The sequence below is a fragment of the Alphaproteobacteria bacterium genome (genome assembly GCA_040216735.1).
In the GTDB taxonomy this organism is placed as follows: domain Bacteria; phylum Pseudomonadota; class Alphaproteobacteria; order SHVP01; family SHVP01; genus CALJDF01.
The window spans coordinates 49,478-71,381 of the sequence record JAVJOO010000004.1; the positions used below are offsets into that span (position 1 = coordinate 49,478).

Consider the following 21,904-nt stretch of genomic DNA (forward strand, 5'->3'; position numbering starts at 1 on the left):
CGGCCGGGCGGTATAGTACCCCCGGCCCCTCGATCGGTGCTGCGCGCCCGGAACAAGCGACCGGGTCACCGGAATTAAGTTGCGAGACACACCTAGCATCGAACCCACTTGCGGGCCGATGGTCGTGCGCCGTTATCGGTTCTGCCTCGGTGGTCAGGGCGTTCCAACGTCGTGTCGGCTCTCGCGGACCAGCCGGTTTGCCCACGGCTTGCGCCAGGATAGTTCGTGCCAACGTCCTCCAAGGACTTTTGCTCCCTTGAGGAAGGCCAACTCAGGTGCGTGCGCATGAAACGTCGCGGCACCCGACCAAAGGTTCGTCACCGCGACGTCGTCCATCGAACTGCACACCATCCGCCGGGTCGCCACTCTCGAAACGGGATCGACCAGAACGGTCTCGGTGTAATGGTGGTTGGTGGCGGCCGGATCCAGCGCGATATCGTGGCCGTCGATGGTTGGCGGTAGGTCGCCCTCACGGTCGAGGGAGACCGCGATATCGAATACAGACCGTCGCCCGCGCGAGACCAATCCGGTGGCGGAATCGCCGGCCCGCCACGACCGGCGCAACGGCGGTCGTGTCAAACACATATCGCCCAACCGCTGCTGCCAGCCGTAGAGTTCTCGGCCGACGGCCAGTTCCGCATCGGAGGTGCACCAAAGAAACGGTGCCCAGTGTCCTGTGACGCCGTCGCATTCCACCATGAAGCCAGCGACCGCTTCGCCAAAATGAGCCTGATCCGGTTCCTCCTGCATGAACCGCTCGCCCAGTCCGTAGTCGCATACCATATCGTGGAGGCTCAACCGGCAGACCGGGCTCCCTGTTAGCTTCAGCGGCGCTGGAATCAGGTCGGCAACGGTCTCTGGGTCGAAGGTCAACAGAACCGACGCGCTGTACCCTTCGAAGTACCATGGCGGCGGGCCGTAAGGCGCGAACCGGCCCCCGTTCGCGGTCGGTATCGTCGTTGGGCTGCCGTCCGTCATACGTGGTCCTCGCAATTTCTTCATTCGGTGTCGCGCGCTTTCTGCGTCCAAGCATTGAACTGTTCGCGCGAATTGGCAACCATGCATCTGTCCGTACAGAGATCGGAGTGCCGTTGCCCCATCCCGCCTATCCCCACGTCTTCAACCCGCTGAAACTCGGCGGCCTCACGCTGCGCAATCGGATATTCGTGCCGGCCCACACTACCAATTTCGGTGTGGACAATCTGCCGAGCCCGCAACATGTCGCCTACCACCGTGCCCGCGCAAAGGGCGGGGCGGCGATGATTATCTTCGAGGGTATTCGGGTCCACCGCAGTTCGTTGGGGCGAAGCCAAGGGGTAAACGGGTACGATCCCGCGTGCATACCCAAGTTCGCGGCCGTGGCCGATGCGGTCAAGGCCGAGGGCGCGCACCTTTTGGGTCAGGTGATTCATTTGGGTCGACATATCGACGGTAACTTCGCGCGAATGCCGTCATGGAGTGCGTCGGCGATTCCCTGGAGCGCGACGGCACCGCCGCCGCACCCGATGACGATCGGCGAGATCGAAGAGGTCGTTCACGCCCACGCGTTTGTCGCCGCGAACCTAGTCGAGGCGGGCCTGGCGGGCGTCGAAGTACAGATGGCCCACGGCCATTTGCTCCAACAATTTATGTCGCCCGCGAGCAATCGACGGACCGACGCCTACGGTGGCGACGAAACGAATCGTCTGCGGTTCGCGACAGAAACCCTGCGTGCGGTCAGGGAAGCAGTTGGGCCCGACATTGTCGTCGGCGTTCGGCTTAGCGGCGACGAGTTCCTTCCTGGAGGCCTCACCATCGACGACATGTGTCGGATCGTGCCGCAGATCGCCGCTGCGGCGAAGATTGACTTCGTCAACATCAGTCATTCCGCCTACCACGGGAGCTATACTGTTTCGACACAGATGGCCGACATGAGCTTTCCGGTGGGCTCGTTCCGCAACGTCACGCGGCGGATTCGTACGGCGCTTGAAGGATTAGCAGTGCCCCCGGTCGTGATGACCGTGTGTCAGTACCGCGACATCGCGGAAGCCGAGGCGGTTCTCGCCGAAGGGATGACCGACATGGTCGGGATGGCGCGCGCCCACATTGCCGACTCCGAAATCGTTCGCAAGGCGGAAACCGGCCGCGAGCGCGAGACCACACCGTGTATCGCCTGCAACCAAGGGTGCGCGGGCATGCTCGCGCTCAATTTGCCAATAACCTGTCTTGCAAACCCCCAGACCGGGCGCGAAGGTCAGGCTCCGCAGATTTCCGTACAGGCGCCGCGCCGCATCTTGGTTATCGGTGGCGGACCGGCAGGGATGAAGGCTGCCGAGGTTGCGGCTGCGCGGGGCCACCGGGTCGCCTTGTGGGAGCGCTCGGCCCGGCTCGGCGGCCGTTTGAACACAGCCCGGGCGATGCCACTACGCCAGGAGTTCGCCAAACTTTTGGACCACCTTGAGCATGGGTGCCGCGCCCGGGGTGTCGATGTCGTCCTGAACAAGTCCGCTGACGAGGCCGCCGTTCAAGGGTTCGGTGCGGACGACGTGATCCTGGCGACAGGCGCCCGCCAGCCCGGGATGACCTTTGAGGGCGGGGGCGCCGGCTTGTCGCTCGATCAAGCCGTTGCCGACCCCGGCGCGCTCGGCGACCGTGTCGTTCTGGTCGATACGCTGGGCACGTGGACCACCGCCTCGGTTGCGGAATACATCGCGGATCTCGGCAAACAGGTCGTGTTGATGGTGCCTACCGGGGTGCCGGCGTGGACGATCAGCATGTACAGCGTCTACGCTCTGACCAAACGGCTGCGGGACAAAAGGGTTCAAGTGCTGGGCCAGCACCGGCCAGAGTCGTTTGTCGACGGCCGCTTCCTAGCCCGCGATCTGAGCACCGACGAGGTGCGGGACATCGGCAAAGTCGATTCGGTCGTTGCGCCGACAACCGGGCAGCCCAACGACGACCTCGCCCATCGCCTGCGACAGAATACCGCCCGGCTTCATGTCATCGGCGATGCGATGTCGCCGCGGACGGCCCTAGAAGCGATCTTCGAGGGCGACGAACTCGCTCGGTCGCTATGAGCTTCGATTTCATTATCGTTGGCGCCGGATCGGCCGGTTGCGTTCTGGCGAATCGCTTGAGCGAAAATCCACGCAACCGGGTTCTGCTGTTGGAGGCCGGCGGCGCCGACCGAAACCCAATGATCGGCATCCCGCTCTTGACGCGGATTCTTTACACCATGCCGTCGTTGAACTGGGGTTACGACACCGAACCGCAAACCCAATTGAAGGGCCGCCGGATACATTGGCCGCGCGGCAAAGTCCTTGGCGGGTCGTCGACCATAAACGGGATGGTCTACATCCGTGGACAGGCAGCGGATTTCGACGGTTGGCGGCAGGACGGCTGTGACGGCTGGTCGTACGAGGACGTTCTGCCCTACTTCAAGCGATCGGAGAACCACGTCGAGTTCGGCGCGCCCTTTCACGGCGAGGGCGGCCCGTTGTCCATCGAGCGGGCGGCGCCGGGTAGCATTCTCGAAGAGGCCTATGTCGATGCCTGCCGCGCCGCAGGTATCCAACCGACGGACGATTTCAACGGGGCACAGTTCGAAGGGGTTGGCGTCCACGACTTCACGATGCACCGCGGTCGCCGGCACAGCACGTCAGCCGCATTCCTAAAGCCGGCTCTGAAGCGGTCTAATCTCAGTGTCGTCACCGGGGCCACGGCGACAAAACTGTTGTTTGAGGGCCGCAAGGCAGTGGGCGTCGCCTATCGTTGGGGCGAAATCACGATGCACGCTTATGCGGCATCGAGCGTCGTTCTATGCGGCGGGGCGGTGAATAGCCCGGCGTTGCTTCTGCGCTCAGGGGTGGGCAGCGGCGCGGACCTCGCTGCTCTCGGAATCGAAGCGGTCCACGACCTGCCTGGCGTTGGCAGAAACCTCCAGGATCATCTTGGGGTCTATGCCGCCTATGAATGTTCCCAGCCGGTGAGCCTACGGCGCGTGCTCCGGCCGGACCGTGCGGCCCTCGCGGTCGCGCGCGCCTATCTTTTCGGGACCGGCGTTGGGTCGGCGGTGCCGCTCCGATGCTGCACCATCACACGATCGGATGCCGCGCTCGATGTGCCCGACCTGAAGATGACGATGATCCCGAGTTTGGTAGTTGAGAATCCGTGGCGCCGGGCCGGAAAGGAAGGTTTCTCCATTCACGCCTATCGCCTTCGGCCCGAAAGCCGGGGGCGCCTGTGGCTGCGTTCGCCCGATCCCGAGGACAAACCGGCCATCGACCCAATGTACCTGTCCGCTGAAAGCGACCGTTTGGCGTTGCGCCGGGCGCTGGCGCGCATTCGGGAAATCGCCGCCCAAGCGCCGTTCGACGCGTACCGATCGGACGAGATCGCGCCGGGGAACGCGGTCACTCGCGAGTCGGACATCGACGATTGGATCGCCGCCAACGCCACGACATCGTTCCATCCGGTCGGTACCTGTAAAATGGGCCGCGGTGCGGACAGCGTTGTCGGTCCCGATTTGCGGGTCCATGGACTCGAGAATCTCTTTGTTGCCGATGCGTCGATCATGCCCTCGATCACCAGCGGCAATACCAATGCGCCAACGATCATGATTGCCGAAAAAGCAGCCGACTTTATCTTGGGCCGGGGCGCGCCGGGCGATTACCGCCAACAACAACGGGGATGAATCCGTGACACTTCTGGCACGTAATATGGATGCAAAGGACTGGCCGATTGCCCCTGTATTCTCGGGGCGTCCGGGGACGGACTGGCTCGATCGACAGACATCTGAGTCGGCGTACATTGTTACGGTTCCATCTGCGGTTCGGGAGCAAGCCGAGGCGGCACTGGTCACAATCCGGCGCAACGGTATGGGAATTGACGACGTTGAGCAGGAGGATATTCGCCTTCCGGCACTCATCGACGTCGTCGCCGACGTTCACGCACGGCTGGACCGCGGCCCCGGATTTGTCATCCTGCGCGGGCTGGCTTTCGACTCGTTCACGGAAGCGGACTGCGAGATCGCGACGTGGGGTGTAGGGAACTACTTCGGCCGCCCGGTGCGCCAAGGGCTCAAGAAAGATCGCCGTTTGTTCACGGTGACGAACCATCAGGGAGCGTACCAGGATCCCACGCGGATCGGTGCGACAACCCAGTTATCCCATCCCCATACCGACAACGGATGCCTCGAACCGCGCCCGCCCGACTACGTCCTCCTGGCCTGCCACCGCCAAGCCAAAAGCGGTGGAGAGAGTACGATCGTATCGGCCTATGCGCTTCATGAAGCCTTTGCGCGGCGGCGCCCCGACCTGTTGCCGCTGCTTTATCGACCGTTTCATTTCTTGCCACCGAAACTCCATGCGTGGCCATCCGGACCGAACACGATCGTAAAGCCGATCTTCGAAACCGATGGATCGACGCTCCACGTGCACTACGCGCGCGTGATGGTGGAACCCGGTATGGAGCTCGCGGGCACACCGCTGACATCCGATCAACGCGCCGCGCTGGACCTATTGGATGAACTCCTCACCGATCCGGCGTTGGTGTCGACCTGCCGCATGCAAACCGGCGATGCGCTGATCAACAACAATCGGTCGACCTTACACGGTCGGCTCGCCTACCAGGACGATCCGCAAAGTCCCCGCAACCTCAAACGATTGTGGTTGTGGCAGCGCCATCGCGGTGCGGGTACCGATCCTATTGCGCTCGACCGCGTCGAGTTCAACGCATGACGCTGACGATCGAGATCGAGTATACCGATGGCCGCTTGGTGCAGCGGGCCGTGCGGCTCGACCGGATGTACAATTTCGGGTCCGCCACGCGCAATGCGGACGATGCTGTGGCCCACCAGGAGGAGGTAGCCAAGGCAGGTATCGGGATCGCGTTCGATATTCCGGCGCCGCGGGTCTATCCGATCTCACCACACAATGTCGTCACCGACGAAGAAGTTTGTGTGCACAACGCCGAGACCTCCGGCGAAGTTGAGATTGTGCTGCTCAACGACGGCACAGAGCTGTTTGTCGGTGTTGGGAGCGATCACACCGACCGAGCGTTGGAGCGGACGAGCATCGTCTGGAGTAAGCAGGCCTATCCCAACGTCGTCGCACCGCGGTTTTGGCCATTCGCGGATGTGCGCGGCCACTGGGATGAACTTGTCCTCGAAAGCTGGGTCGATGGACGCCCCTATCAGAACGTTGGTGTCGCGACATTCTTGCACCCAGAGGACATGATTGTCGCATTGCGTCAACGCGTGCCTGCGCTGCCGGCCCGGTTCATGCTGTTCTCGGGCACCTATGTCAGCGTCGATAAGTCACTTGGATTCGGTGACCGGTGGCGAATCAAGATGTCCGATCCGAAACGGGCGCGCAGTCTCGACCACACCTATGTGCTGACCAACATCCTCGGCGAAATCGCCGCCCCACACCGCGTCCCGTTGGACCGTTGAACGCGCGAGGGGAGGGGGGCCAATGAGTGACGCGGACTACAGGACGATGGTCCTCCTGACCTACACGCCTGGAACCGATGTCGAGCGCCTCGGCTATGACGAATGGTTGCGCGAAATCGACAACCCGTTCTTCAATACGATCCCCGGCATCGCGCATTACTCGAACTGGAAGGTGCTTGAGGGAGGCGATGATCTCCCCTTCACCCACTTCGACTTGCTCGGGCTGGACGGACCGGAAGCCGTGGAGCCGGTCTGGTTCAACCAGGAACTCGACCGCTTTCGCTCGGGTTGGGTGGCCAAATGGGGCTACGGCGGCAGCGCGCCGCCGACCGCCTCGAACGGCTATGGTCTGTTGGCTACCCGCCAACGTGCTGGGGCGCCGTTTAATCGCTACGCGCGCGTCGCATTTGACCGGGACTTGGCCGAGGGCGCGCACTGGACCATCGATGCTGCGCTGCACAAACATTGGGCGTTAGGGCAGCTGCCTCCTGGTACCGATTGGCGTTTACCGGTCAGTATGAGTCCCTTTGGTGCCTCCATCGGACTGGACTTCAGCGACAATCGTCCGGCCGGCACTGACGACGCCTTTGTTGGCACCTGTATCGCAGCGCCGCACATGCCTCGGCGATAAATGCCGATCGAACTGCCGCACGCGTAGCCCTTCAATCGCTGCGCCGACAGTGCTAAAAGGTTCGGACAAAGAATAGAAAACAGGGAGCTCGTCATCATGAACTATCGAAAATCTCTATTGGGTGTCGTCGCCGCGGCAGCGCTGACGGCGCTGGCAGGCGGCGCCGCTATGGCGGAAACGCTCGTGCTGGCCGCACCCGGAACGCCGGAGGGTTTTGACGGCGACGCATTGCGTCCGTTTACCCAGCACGTTGTCGTCCAGACATACGAAGGGCTGACCAAGTACCCCAAAATGATGCGCGATGGTCGCCCGGTGCTTGATGCGAGTAAGATCGAAGGCCATTACGCCGAGAGCTGGACGGTATCGGACGGCGGTAAGACCGTCACGATGAAACTCCGCGAAGGAATCAAGAGTTCGGCAGGGAACGAGCTCACGGCCGCCGACGTCGAGTGGAGCTGGGCCAAGTCGTTCGCGCAGAAGCGAACGGGGAACTTCATCGCCAGGGTGTCCAATGTCACCGGCGTCGCCGCCAAATCGAAGTATGAAGTCGATTTTACGCTCGGTGCGCCTAGCGCCATTTTCCTCAGCGCGATCACGTTGTACGTGCCGGGCATCTACGATTCGACCGTCCTGAAGGAACAGGCCACGACGGAAGACCCATGGGGTCTCAAGTACCTTGAGACCAACACGGCCGGTTTCGGCGCCTATAAGCTGGAAAGCCTGCGCGCAGGCGAACAGGCGATCTTTGTCGCCAACCCGAACTACCACTGGGACAAGCCATTCTTCGACCGCGTTGTATGGCGCGCCGTGCCTTCCGAGGCGAGCCGCGTCACGCTATTGAAGGCGGGTCAGGTCCAGTGGATCGACCGACCGGGCATCCAGCAGGTCGTTGAACTGCAGAAGGATCCGAAAGTTAAGGTCGAAGGCGCGCAGGGCCGTGCGATTGCGAGCATCCGCATGAACCCGACGATCGCACCGTTCACCGACGTTCGGGTCCGCCGCGCGCTCAACTACGGTCTCGATAAAGAAGCGATCAAGAAGGGTGTCTTCCTTGGTACTGGTACAATTGCCAAGTCGATTGTTCCGCCGATCGTGGACGGCTACGACCCGAGCTTCTTCCGCTACGATTACGATCCCGCGATGGCGAAAAAACTGCTTGCCGAAGCTGGCGCGGAGAACATGGAGGCTGAACTGCTCTACGCCGGTATCTTCCCGTGGATGGAGACGATGGCGATTCAGGTTGCCGATCAACTCAATCAGCTTGGGATCAAGATCACCGCTACACGCATCACCGACTCAGATCTGAGATCGCGCGGTGCTCCGGCGGTGCAGGATATGCCGTTCTTCACGATGGAAGACGGCCCGATCGTCCTCGATCCGGTCTACACGCTGTCGCTTATCGCGCAGTCTTCGGGCGTGTCCAACCGCGCCAAGTACAAGAACGACGAACTGGATCGAATCGTCGATGAGGCCAAGGAAGAGCTTGATCGCGATAAGCGCATCGCGCTCATGAAGCAGGCCCAGAAGATCTGGCTCGACGATGCTCCTTGGTTGATGACGGTCTATCCCGATTCGTTCGAGGCGATGGCGCCGAAGATCGTCGGGTGGACGCACTATCCGGACGAGCATGAGCGCTGGTCCGACCTGCGCTACGAGTAGAAGCCCGCTGCGATGGAGTCCCGGATACGACCGGGGCTCCATGGCTTCCGAAGCAATCCATGTCTTTTGACAAGGTAATCACGTGACCTTGCGAGTGATGCTCGTTCGGCGGATGCTTTTGGCATTGCCGTTGCTGATAGGCATCCTTTTCTTCACGTTCATGCTGATCCGCATCGGCGGCCAAGATCCGGTGGGCCTATTGGCCGGTCCGACGGCAACAGCCGAGGAAATGGAGCTAATCCGTGGTGAGCTGGGGCTCGACAAACCCTTGTTTACCCAGTTTGCGATCTATCTTGGCAACGTCGTGCGCGGCGATATCGGCGAATCGTGGATCAGCAACCGATCCGTCCTGAACGATATTCTCGAACGCATCCCGGTGACGCTAGAACTGCTCCTTTGGGGCGTCGCGCTCGGATCGCTGGTCGGCGTGCCTGTCGGTTTGCGCGCCGCGTTTCGGCACGACAAATGGTTTGACCAGATCAGTCGCGGCATTTCGTTGCTGGGCTTTTCAATCCCGACCTATTTTCTTGCCCTGCTAATGCTCTTTGTTTTCTTCTTCCTGCTCGGATGGGCGCCGCCTGGAATGGGGCGAATCAGCTTGTTGATATCACCGCCGCCGACGATTACCGGCAGCTATCTCATCGACGGGTTGCTTGCAGGAGATTTGGAAGCGGCCGGTTCCGCGTTGGGGCAACTTGTCTTACCCGTGATTGCGGTGGCGATCATTTCCGCCGCGCCGATTGTTAAACACACCCGAGCCATCGCGTTAGAAATCATCGGCAGCGATTTCGTCCGGTTCGCCCGAGCTTCCGGTCTGCCGACCGAACGGGTGCGCCGTATTGTGCTCAAGAACAGCGCTACACCCGTGACGACCTTCATCGGAATCGAACTTACCGGTTTGGTGGGCAGCGTCTCGTTGATCGAGTTCGTGTTTGCTTGGGGCGGGGTTGGACAATACGGCCTCAACGCGATCATTCGGGGCGATTTTGCGGCGGTGCAGGGCTACGTGTTGTTTCTGGCGCTGTTCTCGCTCGTGGTCTTCATAATTGTCGACTTGCTCGTGTTGGTCTTCGAACCCCGCGCGGGAGCAGAATAGTGGTTGAAATTGCGATCCAACCCAGATCCGCACCGCGCAGTAGCCTTGCCAAGGCGTGGGGAAAAGTGGTCGGGGTCAGCCGTCGTAGCCCGACATCAGTCATCGGGCTAGTAATCATTCTCTTCTTCGGCATCATGGCTTTATTCGCCCCTCTGTTGATGCCTTACAACCCGGTCTCGGCAAATCCGGATGCAATACTCCAGGGCCCATCGGCCGCCTATTGGTTCGGCACCGATGGAAACGGCATGGATGTGTTGTCTCGCGTCATCTACGGGTCGCGCTTCGCATTCGGGATTGCCATCCCTGTCGTGATCGTGGCCCTGTCGATCGGGATCCCGATCGGTCTTTATTCGGGGTACAAGGGCGGGAATATCGACGAAGCGATCATGCGCGTGGTCGATGCCTTCCGGGTCTTTCCCTCGATCATCTTGGCCCTTGCAGTTGTCGCCGCGGCGGGACCGTCGTTGCTCAACGTTGTCTTGGTCATAGGCATTCTCGATGCGCCGATCTTCGTTCGTGTCGTCCGCGCCGAAGTCTTGGCGTTGCGGTCGAGTTCCTTCGTTGAATCCGGCGTCATCGTCGGCAACCCGACATGGCGAATACTGTTCGTGCACCTATTGCCGAATGCGATCCAAGGCGCAATGGCCCAGACGGCTGTCCGGGCGGCCTGGGCGGTGCGCATTAGTGCGACTCTGGCCTTCCTCGGAATCGGTATTCAGCCGCCGACACCGGAGTGGGGCGCGATGATCCGGCAGGGTGCGGAGTTCATGGTGAACGGGCAATGGTGGGTCGGGATTTTCCCGGGCGTCGCGCTCATTATCATGGTGCTCGGCCTCAATATGTTGGGTGACGGTCTCCAAGATTTGTTGGATCCCAAGCGCCGGGGCGCGAGCAAGTGAACCTGCTCGAGGTTCGCGATCTTCATACGCACTTCATTTCCCGAAATCTCGACAATGAGATTCGGGTAGCGAAGGCGTTGAACGGCGTTTCGTTCGAGGTATCCCGCGGCGAAGTGCTGGGGTTGGTCGGCGAGACCGGCGCCGGCAAGTCATTAACCGCCTATTCCGTAATGAACTTACTCAAACCACCGGCGCGCGTTGTCGGCGGCAACCTGAAGTTCGATGGCAAAAACCTGCGCGCGCTCGATACCGACGCGATGAACAAGCTGCGTGGCGGTGAAATTGCAATGGTCGTGCAGAATCCGCGTTCTTCTCTCGATCCTCTAGCGCGGATCGGCGAACAGCTCGTGCGCGTTCACATGGCGCACACTGAGTCTAGCGAAAGTGCCGCGCGTGCGCGTGCCGTCGAAATACTAGCGGCGGTTGGTATACCGGCGCCCGAGCAACGCATGCGGGCGTGGCCGCACGAACTGTCCGGTGGCATGGCGCAGCGCGTGCTAATTGCGATGGCGTTGATGAACGAGCCTAAGTTGATCATCGCCGACGAGCCGACAACCGGACTCGACGTCACCGTCCAAGCTCAAATCCTCGACTTGCTGCGCGACCTCGTGGACACCCGCAACGTCGCGGCGATGGTCATCACCCACGACCTCGGTATTGTCGCGCACTATTGTGACCGGATGGCGGTGATGTTTGCCGGTCGAATCGTCGAGAGCGGCACCGTGGAAACGGTCTTCGAATCGCCGGCGCATCCCTACACTCGAACGCTCATCGCGTCGACGCCGGAACGTTTGCGGAACGGCCGCCAGGCGATCCTTGGCGGCGGGGCGCCGCCAAACCTCTACGACCTGCCGCCCGGCTGCCATTACGTCGACCGGTGCCGTTTCAAAGAAGACCAGTGCAACGCCATGCCGGGCTGGGAACAGGTCGGAGACCAGCATTTTGCGCTTTGCGCACGGGTCGAGGCCGTTCGCGCTTCGGGCGCGCTATGACCGAGCCGCTGCTTCGCGCCGCCGGGCTGACCAAACACTTCGTCACCGCGCGAACGGGTCAAGTCGTGCGCGCGGTGAACGGCGTCGGTTTCGAGATGTTTGCGGGGCAGACGGTCGGCATGGTCGGCGAAAGCGGCTCCGGAAAATCCACGGTAGGACGCATGGTCGTCCGGTTGTTGCGGCCGACCGAGGGCGTGGTGACGTTCCGCAACCGAGAAATTGCGAATCTTCGCGGCCGTGCTGTGCGTTCTCTTCGCTCGGATCTGCAGATGGTATTTCAGGATCCGTGGAGTTCATTGAACCCCCGGATGCGGGTCAGCCGATTGATCGAAGAACCGTTGCTGCTTCATTCGCCGTTGTCGCGCAAAGAGCGTTCGGAGCGTGCCGAGGACATCGCCCGGAGCGTTCGCCTGAATACCGACCTCCTGTCGCGTTTTCCAGGTGAACTATCCGGCGGGCAATTGCAGCGTGTCTGCATCGCCCGCGCCATCGCTACCGACCCCGGCCTCATCGTCCTCGACGAACCAACGAGCTCGCTTGATCTGTCGGTTCGCGCCGGGATTCTCGATCTATTGCAGGAACTTCGGGAAAAGACCGGCGCGGCGATGCTGTTTATCTCACACGACCTTGGCACCGTTAGACTAGTCAGCGATCACATCCTCGTTCTGTATCTAGGCCACATTGTCGAGTCCGGGCCGATGGCCAAGGTTTTCGATGAACCGGCGCATCCCTATACCCAAACGCTTTTGTCGGCCCATCTTCCGGCCGACCCGAAAATCGAACTTCATCGCCACCTGTTGAAGGGCGAAATCCCTAGCCCGATCGATATGCCTCCCGGTTGCCCGTTCTCCACAAGATGCCCGCTTGTCAGGGACGAATGCCGCACAGCCCTACCGAAAATGATCGATATCGGCGACGGTACCCAGCGCGCGGCGTGCATTAGAATTCCCGAAGGAACCAACCAAATTCCGCTCTAGTTCAGGAGTGGAGCTATACAACGTTTCCGACGCCACTCGAGGCGCACCGCACTCGTCCAAGTGGCCCGCGATCTGGTAGGATCATCCGTAGAGCGTACAAGAATCGGGAGAGGGCGGTATGAATGTCGATGGGCGCGGCCGGAACGACCGGCTGGTTGAGACCCTGACCGGAATCCTCGGTGAGGATAAGGTCGTGACCGATCTTGCGGAGCGCGAGTTCTATTCATCCGATGTGTACGCCGCCGGTGCGACGTGCGCAGCTGCGATTCGGCCCACGGATTCGGAATCTTTGGCAAAGGCTGTCGCGGCGACGACGAAGGCCGGCTATGCCTTGATCGCCCGCGGTGGAGGCATGTCCTACACGCGGGGTTACGCGCCGGTGCGCGAGGACACGATCGTTCTGGATGCCGCGGGCCTCAACCGCATCGTCGAGATCAACGAAGACGACATGTACATCACAGTTGAAGCCGGTGTGACCTGGAAGCAGATCTACGATGCCCTGAAGCCCAAGGGGCTCCGTCTGCCGTTTTTCGGCACGTTTTCCGGCATCCGCGCGACTGTGGGCGGCGGACTATCTCAGGGCGCGCTGTTCATGGGCACAGCGCGCTACGGTCAAGCTGCCGACATTGTGCTGGGCCTCGAAGTGGTTCTCGCCGATGGAACGGTCGTGAAGACCGGGCAGGGTGGCTTTCGCAATGCCAAACCGTTCTATCGGACCTACGGACCCGATCTGACGGGAATTTTCATCCATGACGGCGGCGCGCTGGGCATCAAGACGCGGGCGACGTTCAAAATGATCCAGGCGCCCGCGGAAAGCGGTTTTGCCTCCTTTGTCTTCCCGGGGATCGAGGCGGCGGCCGCGGCGCTTTCGGGCGTCGCCCGTTCCGGCGCCGCGGAGGACGCTTACGTCTTCGATCCGGAGTCGACGGACAAGAACCTCGCAAGCCCGGACATCGTCCAGGACATCAAGACCCTCGCCGGAGTGGTTCAGGGGCAGTCGTCTTGGCGCAAAGGTTTGGTCGAAGGCGCCAAGCTCATTCTCTCCGGTCGCAGCTTTGCGAAGGAAGGCATGTTCTCGCTCCACGTCGTCTGTGCCGGCCGGAGTGCTGCGGCTGTCGAAGCGGATATCGAGGCAGTGCGTACGATCGCGACGAAACATGGCGGCGAGGAAATCGCCAATTCGATCCCGAAGGCCGTTCGCGCTATTCCTTTCAAACCGCTGAACGGCGTTCTCGGGCCGAAGGGAGACCGGTGGGCTGCAATGAATGCCAAGGTGCCGCATTCGGAAGCCAAGCGCGTCATCGCTGCTGCCGACAAGATCTTTGCCGAATATCGGGACCGTATGACTGAGTCAGGGGTCACGATTTCGCGCCTCTTGATCGGGATTGATACCTTTGCATTCAGCTTCGAGCCCGTCCTCCATTGGTACGATTCATGGTTGCCGGTCCATCGCCGGGTCCCTGAACCCGAGCACCTGAAGAAACTCAAGGAACCGCCGGCAAACCCCACGGCGGCAGCGCTTGTCGAAGAGATTCGGTTGCGCTTGGCGGACCTCTTCGCAGAATTCGGCGCGTCCTCCAACCAGATCGGGAAGACCTATCCCTACTTCGACATGCTGGATGCGAATACCGGCAAGTTGCTAAAGGCCATCAAGGCCTACGCCGACCCCGACGGACAGTTCAATCCGGGTGTTCTTGGCCTCAGCTAAGCGAGATGTTCCGTCCTGGAGAAACGACGCAGCCCGCGTCTCAGCCAGGGTTCGCGGCGAGTCCGTCCTTGAAGGAGGGGCGTTCGACGATGGCTTCGAGCCATGCGGCGAGGCTCTCGCGCCCGGGGCGCCAGTCCACCTGATTGCCGCGGTTGTGGCGCTGCCAGTCGAACCACAGCAGGGCGCCGGCGATCGAGACCATGCCGATGTGGAAGCCTTTGAACGCCCGCGACTCCACCTCGAGTCGGTCGAGGCAACGGTCGACGGCGCGCTGATACCGTTCAATCCAGAATGTCGATTTTTCGCCCTCCGGTCGGCGAAGTTCGACAACCCGAAGGTCGGCCGCATCGAACATACCCTCGGAGAGTCCGAACAGGCGCAACGCATCCCAGCGTTCGCCCGCGTCCCGTGGAAACAGTTTCGGACCGTCGTGCAGCGAGTCTAAATACTCGTAAATAACCGGCCCACCGAACATCGGGACGCCGTCGTCGCGGACGAGCGTCGGCACCTTGCTCAACGGGTTGGCGGCAACCAGATCCTCGGGACTCTCGAAGGGGTTGGTTGGGACGAGGGTCAAAGAGTTCCACACGCCGGCCTCGCGACCAACGATTTCGACGCGGTGCACATAACCGGCCAGTGGCGTGTAAAAGAGCTTCACGGGGATCTCCGGATCGTCAAAGCGAGAAGCAATACTTAGCACGCAATGGGTCGTGCTTCACCGTGCGGGAGCGCGGAAAGCACCTGATGCTTCTGGGCATTGCCGGATCATGCGGATTGTGCCGCGGCGCGAACCTGGGAAAGCGTTGCGCGGGGCGAAATTGCTTCCGGGTCCAGCATGATCTCGATGAGCGCCGGTCCGTCCTCCCGAAACGCAGCGGCGAGCGCCGGTTCGAATTGGTCGGTCCGCTCGACCCGGTGGGCCGGAAGCCCAAACGCGCGTGCCATCGCGGTGAAGTCGGGATTGGTCAGATCGGTGCCGCTGACCCGGCCGGGGAAATGACGCTCCTGGTGGCCCCGAATGGTCCCGAACATACCGTTGTTCACTACGACAAACGTGACGCCCACATCGTAGCGCCGCGCAGTGGCGAGCTCGCTTGCTGTCATCATGAAGCCACCGTCGCCGGCAAAGGCAACCACGTGACGTTCGGGCGCGTGCAAACCGGCTGCGATTCCGGCTGGCACGCCGTAACCCATCGCGCCGCCGCAGGGAGCGATTTGCGTGCCCAAGCGCCGAAACGCATAGAACCGCTGAATCCACTGGGCGAAGTTCCCGGCGTCCGTCACGACGATATCGTCCGCCGTGAGCGCTTCGCGTAGGACGGCGACGACGGCGTTCATGTCGACGGCGCCGGGGTTCGGGCCTGGAGCGATGGACTTGGCGTAGGAATCGCACCTTTCGGTGCTCCAGTCGTGCCATGCGGGGTTCGGTGGCGGGGTCTGCTCCTCCAAAACGGCGGCAAAGGGACCAGGGTCGCTCAAGACCGCCACGTCGGGGACAAAAACGCGCCCGAGTTCCTTCGCATCTGGAAAAACATGAATCAGTTTTTGCGTCGGGTGGGGCGGGGTCAGCAGGCTGTAGCCCTTGGTGGCAAGGTCGCCGAGCCTCGTGCCCAAGGCCACGATGACGTCGGCGTCGCGGACGGTGGCCTCCAGCGCTGGATCGATTGCAAACGCCAAGTCGCCAACATAGCAGGGGCTGGTGTTGTCGAAGCGGTCCTGACGCCGGAAGCTGACGCATACCGGGATTTGCCAGCGGCGGGCCCACCGTTCCAGCGCCTCGCACTCGGATTGGCGCCACCCCGTGCCGCCGGCGATCACCAACGGCTTCGTCGCGCGGCGCAGGAGGGCGACAGCCGCCTCGACGTCTGTCGGGGCCGGACGGACCGATACGCGATCGACCCGGTTCGATGCCGTCGGGTCGGCCATGTCCGACAGAATGTCTTCGGGGAGCGCGACCACAACCGGGCCCGGCCGTCCGGCCATGGCCTCGACAAACGCCCGCGCAACGATTTCTGGAAGCTCATCGGCGCTTTGGACGGTCGTCGACCACTTGGTCGTCCAGCCGAACATCGCCTCGATATCGACCTCCTGGAACGCCTCGCGGCCGAGGAAGGGCCAGTCGACTTGACCAACGAAAATTATCATCGGAGTGGAATCCTGCTTTGCCGTATGGACGCCGACGCTGGCATGACAGGCGCCGGGGCCGCGCGTGACAAAGACGATGCCCGGCCTGCCGGTCAGTTTCCCCCAGGTTTCCGCCATATTCGCGGCCCCCGATTCGTGCCGGCAGGTGACGGTCTGAATTGTCGGCGCATCGTGCAGCGCGTCGAGAACCGGCAAGAAGCTCTCTCCAGGGACCTGGAAGACCGTGGTGACGCCCTGGGTGTGCAGGGCATCGACCAGAATTCGCCCACCGTGTCTCATCATCGCGTCTCTCTCCTTGATCGGCGGCGGCCATTCGGCGCCGGGTGCGGCATTCTGCCACTGTTTTAAGTTGACGTGAGTCAATGTTCACTGGACGGCAGGCAGCAACAGTGGCCGCCGGTACGCAAACCGCGAGGGTTCACGTGAGCGCACAATCGGCATCTATGGCGCGATTTGAGAATTGGTTCTGGCTATTGATCGTTGTGGCGGTTGCCCTCGTCGGTCTGGTAATGGCGAGCGGGGGCAAGGATGCTGCCTTTTCGTTCCATGGTGTGGTGTTTTTCGCCGCTGCGGCGATCGCTCTCATGGTGGTGGCGACGGGGTCGTATGACCGGGCCGCGGGCCACGTTAAACGGGATGACGATGGGTATAACGATCTGATCCTCAAGTGGGGCGTCGGTCTGGCCGTCTTCTGGGGTCTTGCCGGCTTTCTCGTCGGCCTCGTGATTGCACTACAACTGGCGATTCCGGCCCTCAACCTAGATATGCCCTGGACTGCTTTCGGTCGGCTCCGCCCACTGCACACCTCGGCGGTGATTTTCGCCTTTGGCGGGACCGTTCTGATGACCACGTCGTTTCATGTCGTGCAGCGCACCTCTGGAGTGCGCTTGGCCGGTCGGTGGGCGCCGTGGTTCGTTCTCTGGGGCTACCAGCTTTTTATCGTTGTCGCCGCAACCGGCTATATCCTTGGCGTTACCCAGTCAAAGGAATACGCCGAGCCGGAATGGTATGCCGATTTGTGGCTAACCATCGTTTGGGTCGCCTATTTGCTTGTGTTTCTCGAAACGCTACGGCGCCGCAAGGAACCGCACATTTATGTCGCCAACTGGTTCTTCTTAGCGTTCATCGTCACTGTCGCACTGCTGCACGTCGTGAACGGGTTGAGCGTCCCGGTGTCGTTCCTGGGTTCGAAGAGCTACTCGTTGTTCGCGGGCGTGCAAGATGCGATGACACAGTGGTGGTACGGCCACAACGCGGTGGGGTTCTTCCTGACAGCGGGCTTCCTTGGCATCATGTACTATTACGTGCCGAAGCGGGCCCAAAGGCCGGTCTATTCCTACCGGTTGTCGATCGTCCACTTTTGGTCGCTGATCTTTCTCTATATCTGGGCCGGGCCCCATCATTTGCACTACACCGCGTTGCCCGATTGGGCGCAAACGCTCGGGATGACGTTCTCGATCATGCTGTGGATGCCCTCGTGGGGCGGCATGATCAACGGCCTGATGACGTTGTCTGGAGCGTGGGACAAGCTGCGCACGGATCCTGTCTTGCGTATGCTCGTGGTGTCGGTCGCGTTCTACGGGATGAGTACGTTCGAAGGACCGCTCATGTCGATCAAGGCGGTCAACGCTCTCAGCCACTACACCGACTGGACCATCGGGCACGTGCACTCCGGTGCCTTGGGGTGGGTTGGGTTCGTCAGCTTCGGCGCGCTGTATCACCTCGTGCCGGTACTCTGGAAGCGTCAGCGCCTCTATTCGGTTCGCTTAGTCGAATGGCATTTTTGGGTGTCGTCGATTGGGATCGTTTTCTACATCACCGCGATGTGGGTATCTGGAATCCTGCAGGGATTGATGTGGCGGGCCTACGATGCGGTCGGCTTCCTGGAGTTTTCGTTTGCGGAAACGGTTGACGCCATGATGCCCTTCTACGCAATCCGGGCACTGGGCGGATTCCTCTACGCTGCCGGCGCATTCGTGATGGCCTATAACCTCTACCGGACCGCCCGCGGCGATCTGCGCGCAGAGGAGCCGTTGGGATCGACGGCGCCCGCCTCTTCGGCAGCAACGGCCTAGGAGGGCAACATGGCAAACCGGCACGAAAAGGTCGAAAAAAACTCGATCCTCATGGTGATCCTGGTGCTGATCGTGGTCTCGATCGGCGGCATCGTCGAAATTGCGCCGCTCTTCTACCTCGAGAGCACGATCGAAGAGGTCGAGGGCGTGCGTCCTTACTCTCCGCTGGAGCTGTCGGGACGCAATATCTATGTTCGCGAGGGATGCTATCTGTGCCACAGCCAGATGATCCGGTCGCTGCGTGACGAGGTCGACCGCTACGGTCACTACAGCCTCGCTGCGGAAAGCATGTACGACCATCCGTTCCAATGGGGCTCGAAACGTACAGGACCGGATTTGGCGCGAGTCGGTGGACGTTATTCCGACGAGTGGCATGCCGTGCACTTGGCCGATCCACGAAGCATTGTGCCCGAGTCGGTCATGCCACCCTATGCCCATCTTGCCCGCCGCGAGTTGGATTTCGGTCAAATTGAAGGAGAACTCCGCGCGAACCGAATTGTCGGCGTGCCTTATTCCGACGAGATGATCGCCAAAGCGGAAGCCGACCTTCGAATCCAGGTCGATAGCGAGTCAGCGGACGTTGACGCTTTTCTCGCGCGCTATCCAAAGGCTCAGGTTCGCGACTTCGATGGGAATCCGGATCGAATATCCGAACTCGATGCGCTGATCGCCTACCTTCAGATGCTGGGGACACTCGTCAATTTCGATGTATTCCGGGCTGAAGGCAGCAACCTGAGGTGAAGACACGATGACCTATAGTGCGATGGCACATCTCGCCGAGACGTGGGGGCTTGCCTACCTCTTTGCTCTTTTCTTGCTAGTCCTGGTTTATGCCTTCTGGCCCCGCAACAAATCGAAATTCAATGCCGCGGCTCAAATTCCGCTGCGCGATGGGGAGGAATAGTCTTGCCGACGAAGGGTGAAAAGGACGAATTCTCCGGTATTGAGACGACCGGGCACGAGTGGGACGGCATTCGCGAACTAGACAATCCGTTGCCGCGTTGGTGGGTGTGGGTCTGGGCGATCTCTATCGTTTGGGCCATTGCCTACTGGATCGTTATGCCGGCTTGGCCGGGATTGACCGGGCATACGAGCGGGGTCATTGGATATTCGCAGCGGGCCATTGTTGCTCAGAGGATCGACGACGCCAAAACGGCGCGCGGTCCAATCGCCGCCCGGGTTGCGGCAGCGCCACTGGATCAGATTGAACGAGATCCGGAGCTTCTCACCTTTGCGCTTGCCGCGGGCGCATCCGCCTTTTCGGTCAATTGCGTTCAATGTCATGGCAGCGGTGGGATCGGCGCCAAAGGTTTCCCCGCATTGGTGGACGACGCTTGGATCTGGGGCGGGACGCTCAATGAAATTGAGCGCACGTTGAAGGTCGGAATTCGCGCTAATCACCCCGAGACCCACGACAACCAAATGCCAGCCTTCTTGACCGACGAGCTCTTAACCGAAGCCGAGATCAGGGATGTTGCGCGCTTTGTTCAGTCACTGTCGGATGGCACCAAACCGCGAGGTGACGGCGCAGCCCTCTATGCCGACAATTGCGCTGTCTGCCATGGTGAGACGGGGCAGGGTAATACCGAACTCGGGGCGCCCCGATTGTCGGATTCGATCTGGCTGTATGGAGGCGATCTTGCCTCCATCATTGAAACGATTTCACGTAGCCGCGCCGGGGTGATGCCGGCTTGGGAAGATCGCCTTGACACGGCGACGCTCCGGTCGCTGACGGTCTATGTCCACGCGCTCGGCGGCGGTTTGTAGGCTAGTCGTATGGATCAAGCCGCGGGTCTGAACGTGGCGCCTGCCCAAGCGGCGAATGGCGTCGAACGGATCGACGCCCGCGCGGTGAACTCGCCCCAGCAGCGGTCTCTCTATAAGAGCCGTGACAAGGTCTACCCCAAGCTGGCCCACGGTACCTTCCGCCGCCTCAAGTGGCTGGTGATGCTGGTATCCCTATCGATCTACTACCTTACGCCATGGATCCGTTGGGAGCGTGGCCCGGATCTCCCGAACCAAGCCGTTCTACTCGATTTTCCCGGACGGAGATTCTATTTCTTCTTCATCGAGATTTGGCCCCAAGAAGTCTACTACCTGACTGGGCTCTTGATTCTCGCATCGCTCATTCTGTTCCTTGTCACCAGTCTCGCTGGGCGAGTGTGGTGTGGCTATGCGTGCCCGCAGACGGTCTGGACAGATTTGTTCGTGGCCGTCGAGCGCTTCGTCGAAGGCGATCGGAACGCTCGGATCAAGCTCGACCGCTCAAAAATGAATGCATCCAAACTCGCGAGAAAATCGGTCAAACATCTCATTTGGATTCTAATCGCGGCTGCGACCGGCGGAGCATGGGTTTTCTATTTCGACAATGCGCCGACCCTTGCCCGAGACTTGCTGACCCTGGACGCACCATTCGTTGCCTATCTATTCATCGGCATTTTCTCGGCCACGACCTACACGCTAGGTGCGCTGGCAAGGGAACAGGTTTGCACCTACATGTGCCCGTGGCCACGCATACAAGCTGCGCTCCAGGATGAGCATTCGTTGGTCGTCTCTTACCATCCCGAACGGGGCGAGCCCCGAGGCCCGCATAAGAAAAACGAGCCGTGGCAGGGGCGTGGCCATTGTGTGGATTGCAACCAATGCGTGGCCGTATGTCCTGCGGGGATCGATATTCGAGACGGGCAACAACTGGAGTGCATCTCATGCGCGCTCTGTATCGACGCGTGTAACGGTGTGATGAAGAAGGTGGGCCTCCCGGCCAACTTGATTTCCTACGACACGTTGGCGGGAATCGAGGCGAAGGCGGATGCAGAGGCCGTTCGCTACCGCTTCGTGCGACCTCGGACGGTGATCTATGCTGTCTTAATTGTCGTTGTGGGGCTCGTGATGGCAGGGGCTTTAGTGTCCCGATCAGACCTCGACTTGACCATCCAACGGGATCGCTCACCGTTATACGTCGCCCTCTCGGACGGATCGATCCGAAATGGTTATACGCTCAAAGTATTGAACAAGAACCACGAGGCCAAATCCTTTGCGCTCCGTCTTGAAGGTTTGCCCGGCGCATCACTCCAAGTTATAGGCGCTCAATCCCTGGAGCAGAATGCGACGGCAGTACTCGATGTGCCGGCAGACAAACTGAGAAGCTTCCGGGTTTATGTGACTGCGCCGCCTTCTTCCGTTCCGTCCGGGTTGGCGCAGATGACCTTTACTATTGAGGACAACGACGGCGACTCAACGGCGTCTTACCGCGGGACCTTTCGTGGCCCAGGTCGAGAGTAGGAATAAGGGC

19 protein-coding genes are annotated in these 21,904 nt (G+C 61.0%); 16 read left to right on the top strand and 3 right to left on the bottom strand.

Features of this window, described 5'->3' with window-relative positions:
- Positions 1-153: 153 nt before the first annotated feature.
- Positions 154-978: an acetoacetate decarboxylase family protein gene (locus tag RID42_10560; GenBank protein ID MEQ8248107.1), complete on the bottom strand. Its 825-nt coding sequence runs from the start codon at positions 976-978 to the stop codon at positions 154-156.
- Between the two features lie 107 nt (positions 979-1,085).
- Here RID42_10560 and RID42_10565 point away from each other — a divergent pair, with 107 nt between their 5' ends.
- The 11 genes from RID42_10565 to RID42_10615 all read left to right on the top strand — a co-directional run bounded on the left by RID42_10565 (position 1,086) and on the right by RID42_10615 (position 14,392).
- Positions 1,086-3,056, top strand: a complete 1,971-nt coding sequence (locus RID42_10565) for an FAD-dependent oxidoreductase (GenBank protein ID MEQ8248108.1) — start codon at positions 1,086-1,088, stop codon at positions 3,054-3,056.
- A complete protein-coding gene (locus RID42_10570) occupies positions 3,053-4,672 on the top strand; it encodes a choline dehydrogenase (protein ID MEQ8248109.1) in 1,620 nt (539 codons plus the stop codon). The genes RID42_10565 and RID42_10570 overlap by 4 nt, the downstream gene beginning before the upstream one ends.
- Positions 4,673-4,676: 4 nt before the next feature.
- Positions 4,677-5,717, top strand: a complete 1,041-nt coding sequence (locus RID42_10575; GenBank protein MEQ8248110.1) for a TauD/TfdA family dioxygenase — start codon at positions 4,677-4,679, stop codon at positions 5,715-5,717.
- On the top strand, positions 5,714-6,430 hold the full coding sequence (locus RID42_10580) for a DUF2848 family protein (protein ID MEQ8248111.1): 717 nt from the start codon (positions 5,714-5,716) through the stop codon (positions 6,428-6,430). The genes RID42_10575 and RID42_10580 overlap by 4 nt, the downstream gene beginning before the upstream one ends.
- A 22-nt stretch (positions 6,431-6,452) precedes the next feature.
- Positions 6,453-7,061, top strand: coding sequence for a hypothetical protein (locus RID42_10585; GenBank protein MEQ8248112.1), 609 nt, complete (start codon positions 6,453-6,455; stop codon positions 7,059-7,061).
- A 96-nt stretch (positions 7,062-7,157) separates the two neighbouring features.
- Positions 7,158-8,720, top strand: a complete 1,563-nt coding sequence (locus RID42_10590) for an ABC transporter substrate-binding protein (protein ID MEQ8248113.1) — start codon at positions 7,158-7,160, stop codon at positions 8,718-8,720.
- Between the two features lie 82 nt (positions 8,721-8,802).
- Positions 8,803-9,816: an ABC transporter permease gene (locus RID42_10595; GenBank protein MEQ8248114.1), complete on the top strand. Its 1,014-nt coding sequence runs from the start codon at positions 8,803-8,805 to the stop codon at positions 9,814-9,816.
- Positions 9,816-10,715, top strand: a complete 900-nt coding sequence (locus RID42_10600) for an ABC transporter permease (protein ID MEQ8248115.1) — start codon at positions 9,816-9,818, stop codon at positions 10,713-10,715. The genes RID42_10595 and RID42_10600 overlap by 1 nt, the downstream gene beginning before the upstream one ends.
- Complete coding sequence (locus tag RID42_10605; GenBank protein MEQ8248116.1) at positions 10,712-11,707, top strand: ABC transporter ATP-binding protein; 996 nt, start codon at positions 10,712-10,714, stop codon at positions 11,705-11,707. Before RID42_10600 ends, RID42_10605 begins: the two co-directional genes overlap by 4 nt.
- On the top strand, positions 11,704-12,684 hold the full coding sequence (locus RID42_10610; protein MEQ8248117.1) for an ABC transporter ATP-binding protein: 981 nt from the start codon (positions 11,704-11,706) through the stop codon (positions 12,682-12,684). Before RID42_10605 ends, RID42_10610 begins: the two co-directional genes overlap by 4 nt.
- A 118-nt stretch (positions 12,685-12,802) precedes the next feature.
- The gene (locus tag RID42_10615) at positions 12,803-14,392 is read left to right on the top strand and encodes an FAD-binding oxidoreductase (GenBank protein MEQ8248118.1); all 1,590 of its coding nucleotides are present in this window, start codon (positions 12,803-12,805) and stop codon (positions 14,390-14,392) included.
- Between the two features lie 40 nt (positions 14,393-14,432).
- Here RID42_10615 and RID42_10620 read toward each other — a convergent pair whose 3' ends face one another.
- Both RID42_10620 and RID42_10625 read right to left on the bottom strand, forming a co-directional pair.
- Positions 14,433-15,050 (bottom strand): glutathione S-transferase family protein, encoded by a 618-nt coding sequence (locus tag RID42_10620; protein MEQ8248119.1) that lies wholly within the window; start codon positions 15,048-15,050, stop codon positions 14,433-14,435.
- 107 nt (positions 15,051-15,157) lie between these two features.
- Entirely contained in the window at positions 15,158-16,819 is a 1,662-nt protein-coding gene (locus RID42_10625) for a thiamine pyrophosphate-binding protein (protein ID MEQ8248120.1), read from the bottom strand.
- 227 nt (positions 16,820-17,046) lie between these two features.
- Between RID42_10625 and ccoN the strand changes: the two genes are divergently transcribed.
- Genes ccoN through ccoG form a run of 5 tightly spaced genes read left to right on the top strand, consistent with a single transcriptional unit; the run spans position 17,047 to position 21,894 of the window.
- Positions 17,047-18,612: a cytochrome-c oxidase, cbb3-type subunit I gene (gene ccoN, locus RID42_10630; GenBank protein MEQ8248121.1), complete on the top strand. Its 1,566-nt coding sequence runs from the start codon at positions 17,047-17,049 to the stop codon at positions 18,610-18,612.
- A 9-nt stretch (positions 18,613-18,621) separates the two neighbouring features.
- The gene (ccoO, locus tag RID42_10635; GenBank protein MEQ8248122.1) at positions 18,622-19,353 is read left to right on the top strand and encodes a cytochrome-c oxidase, cbb3-type subunit II; all 732 of its coding nucleotides are present in this window, start codon (positions 18,622-18,624) and stop codon (positions 19,351-19,353) included.
- 7 nt (positions 19,354-19,360) lie between these two features.
- Positions 19,361-19,516: a cbb3-type cytochrome c oxidase subunit 3 gene (locus tag RID42_10640; protein MEQ8248123.1), complete on the top strand. Its 156-nt coding sequence runs from the start codon at positions 19,361-19,363 to the stop codon at positions 19,514-19,516.
- A gap of 2 nt (positions 19,517-19,518) precedes the next feature.
- On the top strand, positions 19,519-20,379 hold the full coding sequence (gene ccoP / locus RID42_10645; GenBank protein MEQ8248124.1) for a cytochrome-c oxidase, cbb3-type subunit III: 861 nt from the start codon (positions 19,519-19,521) through the stop codon (positions 20,377-20,379).
- Between the two features lie 9 nt (positions 20,380-20,388).
- Positions 20,389-21,894, top strand: coding sequence for a cytochrome c oxidase accessory protein CcoG (gene ccoG / locus RID42_10650; GenBank protein ID MEQ8248125.1), 1,506 nt, complete (start codon positions 20,389-20,391; stop codon positions 21,892-21,894).
- The last annotated feature ends 10 nt before the right edge of the window (positions 21,895-21,904 follow it).